Genomic DNA, 11767 nt, shown 5'->3' on the forward strand with positions numbered 1-11767 from the left:
GGTTGCCTGCGACCATGCCCCCTTGTTTTCAGAACGCTGTACCCGCAGGATATTTCCTGGGAGGAGTGAGACTGACCAACCTTTTTCATCAGAAAGGTATACGTTGACCTTACCTTTCGATGGTAACAAGAATACTTTTGATGAAAAGGTTGAATAAACGAATACCGTATTTTGTCCCTGCGAATTGTATTCAACAGTTTTAAAGTGCCCACTATAGTCCAGGTCAGCGCCAGTAAGCGCATTCTTCTCCTGAACAACAAACTGTTGGGCTGTATAGCCTTCTGATGCTGCTTTATAGTCTGACGTAGCAGTAGTTTTAGTGGGTTCCGTATAACCGAACTCAGCTGGGTCAATTTGATGGCCAGAGGTATCTTTAGTGATGTTTTCAACACCTGCAATATCACGTGTGGTAGGTGATGGCGGTGTTTGAACCGGGTTGGTCTGCGCCGCAGCGTGTTGATTTGGTTCTGCTGTAACTGGAGCTGAAGCCGGGGCTTCACTAGTGGCCCCAGATAGTGCTTTTTTAGCGATTTCCTGTGCAGGAGTTATCTCAACCGTTCCAGGTTGCTCTGCGTTTTGTGAAACCTCGCTACCGTCAGTAAACCCAGGTTCAGCCTTAATTGAGTCAACCAATGACTGCGTAGCAGGATCTGACTTAGATACAACTGGTGAATTTGCATCCGGGTTAGCTGGTGGCGTGGTTGTGGCCATTTTTAGCATCTGATCGCCAAGATTATCAGACGATGCAGGGGAAACACCGGCGCTATCTTGCTTTGTGACAGTAGGTTCACTTTTATCATCATCAGGGGGCGCTGATGCGGGTTCCTGTTCATTATTTGTGATAGGAAGTGTCAGTGTTGGCTGAGGCCCAGCCTCATCGGTATCAAGGTCATCGTCATCCACATCGATACCATGTTGTTTTGCAATATCCGGGTTAACGCTGATCCCACTCTTTGCAACTTCGACGATAGATAGGTTCGGTTCTTTGTCTGGTTTACCATTCATTAAAATAAATGCGCCTAATGTGCTTACCGCAAAGATACCGGCAACCAGGATACTCAAGGTTTTTTTAGAAAATCGCGCCTTAACACTGGGGGTTTCATCTCCAGCATTCTGCGCTGCGCGTTCGCGTAATTTCTCCTGGCCGTATTCAGCACTTGTGCCACGTTTTTCACTCGTCATTGAAAACCTCGTTGATCACTATTCGTTCTGGCCGAAGCCCCAACTCACGGTGTATATGAAAGTGAGCATGATATGGAAAGCCCCATAATCGCGTGAGATGGTTGCCCCGGAATTGATTAGGAAAATATGCTCTCGCGATAATAAACGGATTATATCTTGAGGGAGGTAGCTCTCGAAATTTTGCGGCCTGAAAACGACCGCAAAATGAGATGGTTTTCTTGAAAATAGATTTCTAGAGGTTACGGGTTCCTTTACAAATTGGGTAAGCCGAGCAACCATAGAAATAATTTCCATTCGACATTCTTCTAACCATTTTGCTATGGCAACGGGGACAGCTAGGTATGACATTAAGATCGTATATTTGATTCTCACCTGGACCAACATTTATTATCTCAGTGGCAGGCGGGGGGATTTCTTTATCCTTGATTATTTTCAGAAGTCTGGAACCATCGATAAGCGATAATGTTCCTTTAACATTTGCGCTAAGAGCGAATTCCCATGCATCCTGAGTAAAGAACCCAGAGGTGATGATATAACCCCGCTCATATGCATTGGCTTGCACTACACCGTAAATTTCGCGGACTACCGAGACTCCTACTTTGCTGGTTTTCCATAATTTGCACTGTACCATTTCGCGGCGACCATCTTTTTGCAGCAGAATGTCGACTCCGCCGTCAGCTCCTGTATTAGTCAGAGTTGCTTTGTAGCCATTGAGTTCGAAATGCAGTCTTATAATCTTTTCGAATTGCTCCCATGTCATATTCGAGAGAATTTTCTGGGAATCATTTCCATCCTGAATGGAGGAGTAAATTCGACGTACTTCAGCAAGTTGTACATTTTTTAGCAATGTTGCGACAAACATCATCATCGAAAGGGTTAGAGATGCGCCTCGAAGGATTTCAGGGAGTATGTTACTCACGCCTACAGCAAAACGATTCATTACGAGTGCTAGGTCATCAGTACTGCTTGCAATAAACTGATAATACAAATCGCCTGGAACGTACACATAATTAGTAAGAGAAAGAATATATAGCAAGCAGGAAATCGGGAAGCCGATATACCACCGGAAAAAATAGGTTTGCTGGCTAGCACCACTGTTTCTCCATGACTGGATATTAAAAATAACGCCGAAGACTTCCTTTCCTGTACGGGTCATCGACATCTGGAGAGACAATTGTGTAATAAAGAGGCCCGCAATGACCAACGGGCCATCATGTAGAAAGAATAAAGCTAATGACGCTAGCAGGAAAAAGCACCACTGGAATTTGGCGCATCGGGACATTCCTTTTGCTGCCAATTTTCTAAAAACCATATGGTCACCATTCATTCAGAATTAAGGCTATTTGCATTCTGAGGTAGGATCGCAAATTTAGCCAAGAATTTAAATCCATCCCCTTTTGTGCAAAATCTGGTTGACATTCGCAGATTGACTCCAGTACCGTTCTGTGCAAAAAGTGGTTGGAGTCCAGAATGAGCGAATTTACGGGATCGGCAGCTTCACAGGCTGACTTTATTTGGAAGAATGCGGAAGACCTTTGGGGGGACTTCAAGCATACGGACTTTGGCAAGATCATTTTGCCGTTTACCTTGCTGCGCCGCCTGGAGTGTGCGCTGGAGCCGACCCGCGAGGCGGTGAGAGAAGCGCATGACGCTTTCAAGGATGCCGATGTCGAGCTGGATACCATTCTGCGCTCAACCGCTGAATACCCCTTCTACAACACCTCTGAATACTCCCTCGGCACCTTGGGTAGCACCAAGACGCGCCGCAATCTGGAAGACTACATCGCCCTGTTTTCGGATAATGCCCGCGCTATCTTCGAGGAGTTTGAGTTTGGCAATACGGTGATCCGGCTGGAGAAAGCGGGCTTGCTGTACAAGATTTGCCAGAACTTCGCCAAGATCGATCTGCACCCGGACGTGGTTCCGGATCGGGTGATGAGTAACATCTACGAACACCTAATTCGCCGCTTTGGTGCCGAGGTCAATGAAGGGGCCGAGGACTTCATGACGCCGCGCGACATCGTTCACCTAGCGACCGCATTGCTACTTGACCCGGATGATGCCCTGTTTGAGGCCAGCCCCGGTTTGATTCGTACTCTGTATGACCCGACCTGTGGCACGGGTGGCTTCCTCACCGATGCCATGAACCATGTGGGTGACTACGGTAACCGCGACAAGATCCCGCCAGTGCTGGTGCCGCACGGGCAGGAGTTGGAGCCGGAAACCCATGCGGTTTGTGTAGCCGGTATGCTGATCCGCCGTTTGGAGTCCGACCCAGGCCGAGATCTGTCGAAGAACATTCGTCAGGGCAGCACGCTGTCCAACGACCAGTTTGCCGGTGAGCGTTTCCACTACTGCCTGTCCAATCCGCCTTTCGGCAAGAAATGGGAGAAGGACAAAACCGCCGTCGAAGCAGAACACAAAAAAGGTGAGTTGGGCCGTTTTGGGCCGGGCCTGCCGAAAATTAGCGATGGCTCCATGCTGTTTTTGATGCACCTGGCGAGCAAGCTAGAACTGCCGATCAACGGCGGTGGCCGCGCCGCTATCGTGCTGTCGGGTTCGCCACTGTTTAACGGCGGTGCCGCGTCTGGCGAATCGGAAATACGCCGTTGGTTGCTGGAAGACGACCTGATTGAAGCCATTGTAGCTCTGCCAACGGATCTGTTCTTCCGCACCAATATCGCCACCTACCTGTGGATTCTGTCCAACAAGAAGCCGCAGGAGCGCAAAGGCAAGGTGCAGTTGATCAACGCCACCGACCTTTGGACTTCAATCCGCAACGAGGGCAACAAGCGCCGTATTGTCAGCGATGAGCAGCGCCGCCAGATTCTGGACATCTACGCCACAGGCGAAACCGGAGCGCTTTCCCGGATGCTTGACTACCGTACCTTTGGCTACCGCCGTATCAAGGTCCTGCGCCCGCTGCGCATGACCCTGGAGCTGGATAAGGTGGGCATGGATCGGTTGGAAGCCGAAGCTGCCTGGGAAAAGCTCTCTGATGCGCATCAGACATTCTGGCGTGAAGCCCTCAAGCCGCTGATCGGGCAAACGCAGCCCTATAGCTGGGCAGAAACCTTTGTTAGGGACTCGATCAAGTCCGATGAAGCAAAGCAGCTCAAGGTCAAATCCAACAAGACATTGATCACCGCCCTAATCAGCGCCTTTGGTCACAAAGACCCGAAAGCCGAGCCAGTCACGGATTCCAACGGCGAGCTGGTGCCAGACACAGATTTGACTGATTACGAGAACGTCCCCTATCTGGATGACATCGACGACTACTTTGCCCGCGAAGTGCTTCCTCATGTGCCGGATGCTTGGCTGGATGAGAGCTTTACCGATGCCAGGGATGGTCAATTGGGCCGCGTTGGCTACGAGATCAACTTCAACCGCTTCTTCTACCAGTACCAGCCGCCGCGCAAGCTGCATGATATTGATGAAGACCTGAAGCAGGTAGAAGCCGAGATTGCCGCGCTACTGGCGGAGGTGGCCAGCGAATGAGCCAGTACAGAGCATATCCCGCGTATAAGGATTCCGGCATTGAGTGGATTGGGCAGGTGCCGGAGCATTGGAAGATTGCGCAGATTAAGCGAATTTCCGCCTTGAATCCCAGGAAATCGACCTTAAGCGAGGAAAAGGATTCTCTTTGCACATTTCTCCCTATGGAAAAGCTGAGAACCAATGCTGTAACACTTGATGAAACTCGTCCTATTCATGAAGTGTATGGTGGATATAGCTATTTCTGCGATGGCGATATTCTGATCGCCAAGGTAACGCCTTGCTTCGAGAATGGAAACATAGCGATAGCCAATGGTCTGGTTAACGGCATTGGGTTTGGCTCTACTGAAATCAATGTTCTTCGGGTAAATGGAAAGGGACATAACCGGTTTCTTTACTACCGTCTGCAAGAAGAGCAGTTCAGAACAATTGCCAAATCTGAGATGAGAGGCACTGGAGGCTTAAAGCGAGTTCCAACGGATCTGTTTGAGTCATTTACTATCGGGCTTCCCGACACTGACGAACAAGCCACCATCGCGGCCACCCTCGACCGCGAAACCGCCCGTATTGATGCGCTTATCGAGAAGAAAAACCGCTTTGTCGAGCTACTGAAGGAAAAGCGGCAGGGGCTGATTACCCATGCTGTCACCAAGGGACTAGACCGCAACGCCAAGATGAAGGATTCCGGCATTGAGTGGATTGGGCAGGTGCCGGAGCACTGGGAGGCGACAAAACTAAAGCATGTTGCTGCATTCTCTGGTGGTGGTACGCCATCAAAAGAAAATCCAGACTATTGGAACGGCTGCATCCCTTGGGTCTCTCCAAAGGATATGAAACATGAGGTGATTACCGATTCTATAGATCATATAACTACCAAAGGACTGGAAAATAGTGCCACGAAACTGATTGACTCGGGAGCGGTGTTGCTGGTTGCTCGATCAGGTATTCTTCGTCACACGATACCGGTTGGGATCAATAATGTTCCTGTTAGCTTAAATCAGGACATGAAAGCATTGAGCCTTGATGAAACTAGGGTTAGACCCCGGTTTATACTTCGGTGGGTACAGGGTCTTAACCGCTCGTTGCTTGGGATATGGGCAAAAGAAGGAGCTACTGTTGAAAGCTTAGAGCATGAATATGTAGCGAACACTCGTCTACCTCTTCCAGATCTGAAGGAGCAAGATGCCATTCTAGCCACCCTCGACCTTGAAACCGCCCGCATTGATGCTCTGATTAGCAAGTCGGAACAAAGTATCACCCTGCTCAAAGAACGCCGCGCCGCCTTTATCACCGCCGCTGTCACCGGCCAGATTGATTTGCGAGGAAAACAATAAATGCAATCAGCAGCACATCAGGAAAAATACTTCCAGCAATACATCATCGACCGGTTGGTAGATCAGGGCTGGAAGCTGGGTGATTCCAAGTTCTACAACACCGAGCGGGCGGTGTATCCCGAAGACCTGGAAAGCTGGATCAAAACCAGCGGCCAGCAGGAAAAATGGGACAAGCTGGAACGGCTCAACGGGGCCAAAACCCTTGAAGTGCTGATGGATCGCTTGGATAAAGCACTGGAGAAACAAGGCACCATGCAGGTGTTGCGCCAGGGCTTTTCCATTGCCGGTTGCGGCCTGATCGAGATGACCGAGGCCGCACCGGAAGACAAGCGCAATGCAGCAGTCATTGAGCGCTACCAGGCCAATATACTGCGCGTGGTGCCGGAGCTGAAGTATCACCCGGCCCGTGAATTTGCCATTGATCTGGTGCTGTTTATCAACGGTCTGCCGGTGGCAACCGTCGAACTGAAGACCGACTTCACCCAGTCCTGCGAAGCGGCCATGGATCAGTACCGCAATGATCGCCTGCCGTATGACGCCCAGACCAAACGCCGGGAGCCATTGCTGACCTTCAAGCGTGGGGCAGTGGTACATTTCGCCATGTCCGACTCTGAAATCATGATGGCGACCAAGCTGGATGGAGAAAGCACCTTTTTCCTGCCGTTCAATAAGGGGCGCAATGACGAAAGCGGCACTGTACATGCGGGTAACCCGCCAGGTGAGATTAAGGCCGATGGTACCCAGGAATACCCGGTAGCCTACTTCTGGGAGGCGGTCTGCCAGCCGGATGCCTGGCTGCGGATTTTCCATAGCTTTGTCTACGTCGAGAAAAAGGACGTGGTGGATATTCAGGGCAACTGGTCGAAGAAAGAAACCCTGATTTTCCCGCGCTTTCACCAATGGACGGCAGTGAACCAGATGCTGGCCGATGCCCGCGAAAATGGCGCAGGCATGACCTACCTGTGTGACCACAGCGCCGGTTCCGGCAAGACCAGCACCATTTCCTGGACGGCCCATGACTTGGTGAAACTGCGCGAAGATAACGGCGACGCGGTATTTAACAGCGTGATCATTGTCACCGACCGTAATGTGCTGGACGGCCAGCTCCAGGACGCGGTGAAGCAGATTGACCATCAGTTTGGGGTGATCGCCGCCATTGACCGGCAGAAGTCATCCAAGTCCAAGAGCAAGCAGCTCTCGGATGCCTTGTTGTCTGGCACGCCGATTGTGGTAGTAACGATCCAGACCTTCCCCTACGCGATGGAAGCCATCATCACTGACAAGGCCCTGAAAGGGAAAAACTTTGCTGTGATCATTGATGAGGCGCATAACTCGCAGACTGGCTCTACCGCCGCTAAGCTGCAAGCCGCGCTGGGGATGAGCGGACAAGGCAAAATGTCCACCATGACGGTGGATGAACTACTGGAGCAACTGCAAAAGTCTCGCGCCCGCCCGGACAATATCAGCTACTTCGCCTTTACCGGCACGCCCAAGCACTCCACTTTGATGCTGTTTGGTCGCCCGACAGATCCAAGCCAACCGATCTCGGACGATAACCCGCCGCAAGCCTTCCACCTGTACACCATGCGCCAGGCCATTGAGGAGAAATTCATTCTCGATGTGTTGAACGGCTATGTGCCCTACAAAACGGCCTTCAACCTTTCCAAGCAGCTTGAAGACAGCAAGCGGGTAAGCGGCAAGGCCGCCAAACGCGCCCTGGCACAGTGGATGTCATTGCATCCCACCAATGTGACCCAGAAGGTACAGTTTATCGTTGAGCACTTCACCAAAAACGTCGCCCACCGGCTGGATGGCAAGGCCAAGGCGATGGTAGTGACCAGCTCCCGTGCCGCTGCCATTCGCTACAAGAAGGCGTTTGACCGCTATATCGAGCAGCACAGCGAGTACGGCTTTATTCATTCACTGGTGGCCTTCTCCGGCAAGATGACCGGTAAGCAGGTGATGCACCAGGATGACAGCGAGTTCAAGGATGATGTGTTTATCGTCGATGAGAACGAGGAGTTCACCGAGCAGAGCATGAACCCGGATGTCCACGGGCAGGATTTGCGCTTTGCCTTTGACCGCCCGGAATACCGGGTGATGTTGGTGGCCGACAAGTTCCAGACTGGCTTTGACCAGCCCAAACTGGTCGCCATGTATGTGGACAAGAAAATCGCCAACCATGTGGAGATTGTGCAGACCTTCGCCCGCCTGAACCGGACGGCACCTGGGAAGGATGAAGTCTTTATCATCGACTTCGTGAACGATCCAGAGAACGTGCGCAAGGCCTTTGCCACCTATGACAAAGGCGCTCACATCAGCGAAGTGCAAGACCTCAATGTGGTCTACGAGATCAAGGAGCGACTGGACGAGCACGGCCTGTACGACGAGAAGGACTTGGCCGCGTTCAAAGAAGCCCGCTTCAAGACCATACGTGACATCACCCATACTAAATCGCCACAGCACAAGGCGCTGTATACCGCTACAGCTGGAGCGACGGCCTTGTATAACGACAAGATGAAAATGTTGCGCGATGGCATGGCAACCTGGGAAGCAGCGTTTGAGAAGGCCCGCGCCAGGGGTGATGAGGCGGGCATGAAGTCTGCCGATCACCACCAGGATGAGTATGCCGAGCAAATCAAGGCGCTGATGGGCTTCAAGTCGGACCTGGGGCGCTTCTGCCGTACCTATTCCTATATCGCCCAACTGATTGATTTTGGCGACCCGGAGTTGGAGAACTTTGCCGCTTTCGCCAAGCTGCTGCAAAAGCGCCTTCAGCACGAAGCACCGGAAACCGTGGACTTGACAGGCCTGGTGCTTACTGGCTTTGACATCAATGCTCGACCCGATGACGTAGAAGAAGAAGGCAAAACCCCGGTATTGCAACCAGCAGGTGCAGGCGGTGGTGGAGCGGCAGGCGACAAGCCGAAATTCGTCAAAGAGATTATCGAGAGGCTCAACAGCCTGTTTGGTGAGGCGACGCCGATCCAGGATCAGGTGGCTTTCGTTAATCAGATTTCAGCGATTACCGGTGAAAGCGATGTCGTCATGGCTCAGGTGGAAAGCAACACCCGTGAGCAGGCTATGAAAGGCAACCTCCCCGGTGCTGTGCAGCAAGCTGTTGTTCGTGCTTTGTCCAGTCATCAGAAGCTGGCAACCCAGGTGCTCAAGTCTGACCGTCAGGGCATGACCGCATTGGTTGATATGGTGTATGACCTGCTACGCGAAGGCAAAGACATCGATCTGGGTATGGATTAAGCAGATGCTTGACCTGCTGAATCTGCCAGGCATCAAGCCGGTCGATATGCGCCACGAAGGCAAGTGCCTTGTGATAGTCGCTGAGCCGGTAACGGTCGAGGTGCCGTTATGTGGGGACTGCAACATCCCTATGCACAGACACGGTACGCGCAAAAACAAGTTCATGGACACGCCGTTGTACATGGAGCCCGTCCGCCTTGAAGTTCAGCGCCCGCGCTTTCGCTGTGAGTCGTGCGGAAAAATGTCCATGCCGGAGTTGAGTTTTCTGGATGACAAACGCCGAGCCACCAAACGGCTGGTCGATGTTATTCGGCAACAGTGCCTGGGAACCACCTTCCATGCTTTAGCTGAGCAAACCGGTGTGGCGGTGAACACCGTCAAGAACATCGCTCACGATCTCATTGAGGAACTCTCCCAAACCGTTCGTTACGAAACCCCAGTCATCATGGGCATTGACGAAGTGAACCTGGCCGGAGGGTATCGCTGTGTAATCACCAATCTGGCAACCAACAACGTCTTTGATATGTTGGAGCATCGAACTCAAGAGCATTTGAAGCCCTTCTTCAAGGATTTGCCGGATGCTGACAAGGTGGAATGGGTCTGTACGGATATGTGGCGACCCTTCAAGCGTTCCTTTGCTCAGTATCTGCCCAACGCCAAACTGGTGATCGACAAGTTCCATGTCGTCAAGATGGCTTCTGAAGCCTTGGAAGTGGAGCGCAAGAACTATCAGGCACAGTTAAGCAAAGAAGATCGCATTTACGTCAAAAAGTCGATTCGCTGGCTCACCCTGAAGCGACCCGGCAACTTGACACCCGCAGAGCAAAAGGCGCTGGAGGTTGTAAAGCAGGCGATCCCAGCACTTGCCATGGCCTATGACTTCAAGGAAGCCTTCTTCTGCATCTACGACGAACCCGACAAGCAGAGCGCTCAGAACGCCTTTGAGGCTTGGGAGAACAGCCTTCCACTTTATGGCATGGAGCCTTTCAAAACACTGGTAAAAACGGTACACAACCATTACGACGACATCTTTGCCTACTGGGATGCGCCGTTCTCAATCACCAATGGCTATACAGAAGGGCTCAACGGCTTGATCAAGATGTCCAATCGGTTAGGTCGGGGTTATAGCTATGAGATCATCCGTGCAAAGACGTTGTACTCCAAAGAAGCCCGCAAGGTTGGCAGTGGTATTCGAGCAGGACGAGGCAAGGTCGAGTATGGACCGCACATTCCGACATTGTTGAAGCAGGCAGAAGGTGGAGAGTTGGATTGACCTGCTCCCCGTTGATTAGTACACCCCGATGTTAGTAATGTCTTCATAAGCCACATGAGGACATCCCCATGAAGAAGCGTTTTTCCGACGAACAGATCATCAGTATTCTCCGCGAAGCCGAAGCCGAAGCTGGGGTACCCGCCCGTGAACTCTGCCGCAAGCATGCCATTTCCGATGCCACGTTTTACACCTGGCGTAAGAAGTATGGCGGTATGGAGGTGCCTGAAGTTAAGCGCCTGAAGTCGCTTGAGGAAGAGAACGCCAGACTCAAGAAGCTGCTTGCCGAAGCCATGCTGGATAAAGAGGCGCTTCAGGTGGCTCTTGGGCGAAAGTACTGACGACAGACCAGAAGCGGGAAGCCGTGATGTTGATGTGTGATGCGACCGGTCTGTCGCAACGTCGTGCCTGCAGGCTTACAGGTTTATCCCTGTCGACCTGCCGCTATGAGGCTCACCGTCCGGCTGCTGATGCGCATTTATCAGGGCGCATCACTGAGCTGGCACTGGAGCGCAGGCGTTTTGGCTACCGTCGTATTTGGCAGTTGCTGCGCCGTGAAGGGCTTCATGTTAATCATAAGCGCGTGTACCGGCTTTATCACCTCAGTGGCCTGAGCGTAAAACGCAGAAGACGTCGTAAAGGGCTGGCAACAGAACGTCTGCCGCTGCTCCGTCCGGCGGCGCCCAATCTGACCTGGTCGATGGATTTCGTCATGGACGCACTTTCCACCGGTCGCAGGATCAAGTGTCTTACCTGCGTCGATGATTTCACAAAGGAATGCCTGACGGTCACTGTTGCCTTTGGGATTTCAGGCGTTCAGGTCACGCGTATTCTGGACAGCATTGCACTGTTTCGAGGCTATCCGGCGACGATAAGAACTGACCAGGGGCCGGAGTTCACTTGCCGTGCACTGGATCAATGGGCCTTTGAGCATGGTGTTGAGTTGCGCTTAATCCAGCCGGGCAAGCCAACGCAGAACGGATTTATTGAGAGCTTTAACGGACGATTTCGCGATGAATGTTTGAATGAGCACTGGTTCAGCGATATCGTTCATGCCAGGAAAATTATTAATGACTGGCGGCAGGATTATAACGAATGCCGCCCGCACTCCACGCTGAATTATCAGACACCGTCTGAATTTGCAGCGGGCTGGAGAAAGGGTCATTCTGAGAATGAAGATTCCGACGTTACTAACTGAGTGTTGTATCTAATCGTGGGGGCAGGTCAG

The 11767-nt window shown here is 51.8% G+C and carries 7 protein-coding genes; 5 read left to right on the forward strand and 2 right to left on the reverse strand.

Annotated elements, in window-relative coordinates; translation table 11 throughout:
* Window positions 1–1182: hypothetical protein (locus tag HMPREF1144_RS18495; RefSeq protein ID WP_009653622.1), on the reverse strand; the 1182-nt coding region annotated here is incomplete at its 3' end.
* A 232-nt stretch (window positions 1183–1414) separates the two neighbouring features.
* Window positions 1415–2494, reverse strand: a complete 1080-nt coding sequence (locus tag HMPREF1144_RS18500; protein WP_007372212.1) for a restriction endonuclease — start codon at window positions 2492–2494, stop codon at window positions 1415–1417.
* 158 nt (window positions 2495–2652) lie between these two features.
* Between HMPREF1144_RS18500 and HMPREF1144_RS18505 the strand changes: the two genes are divergently transcribed.
* The 5 genes from HMPREF1144_RS18505 (at window position 2653) to HMPREF1144_RS18530 (ending at window position 11737) form a co-directional block, all read left to right on the forward strand.
* Window positions 2653–4680 carry a type I restriction-modification system subunit M gene (locus HMPREF1144_RS18505; protein WP_009653620.1) on the forward strand — a complete coding sequence of 676 codons (2028 nt, stop codon included), beginning with the start codon at window positions 2653–2655 and terminating at the stop codon, window positions 4678–4680.
* Window positions 4677–6011, forward strand: a complete 1335-nt coding sequence (locus tag HMPREF1144_RS18510) for a restriction endonuclease subunit S (protein ID WP_009653617.1) — start codon at window positions 4677–4679, stop codon at window positions 6009–6011. Before HMPREF1144_RS18505 ends, HMPREF1144_RS18510 begins: the two co-directional genes overlap by 4 nt.
* A complete protein-coding gene (locus tag HMPREF1144_RS18515; RefSeq protein ID WP_009653619.1) occupies window positions 6012–9269 on the forward strand; it encodes a type I restriction endonuclease subunit R in 3258 nt (1085 codons plus the stop codon).
* Between the two features lie 4 nt (window positions 9270–9273).
* Window positions 9274–10542, forward strand: coding sequence for an ISL3-like element ISKpn25 family transposase (locus HMPREF1144_RS18520; RefSeq protein WP_009653618.1), 1269 nt, complete (start codon window positions 9274–9276; stop codon window positions 10540–10542).
* A 68-nt stretch (window positions 10543–10610) separates the two neighbouring features.
* Window positions 10611–11737 (forward strand): IS3-like element ISSen4 family transposase gene (locus HMPREF1144_RS18530; protein WP_085954994.1). Its coding sequence is split into 2 segments (ribosomal slippage): window positions 10611–10875 and window positions 10875–11737, totalling 1128 coding nucleotides; the frame shifts between segments, so codons are not numbered across the junction.
* Window positions 11738–11767 lie beyond the last annotated feature (30 nt).

Source organism: Klebsiella sp. OBRC7 (assembly GCF_000293135.1).
Classification (GTDB): Bacteria; Pseudomonadota; Gammaproteobacteria; order Enterobacterales; family Enterobacteriaceae; genus Klebsiella; species Klebsiella michiganensis.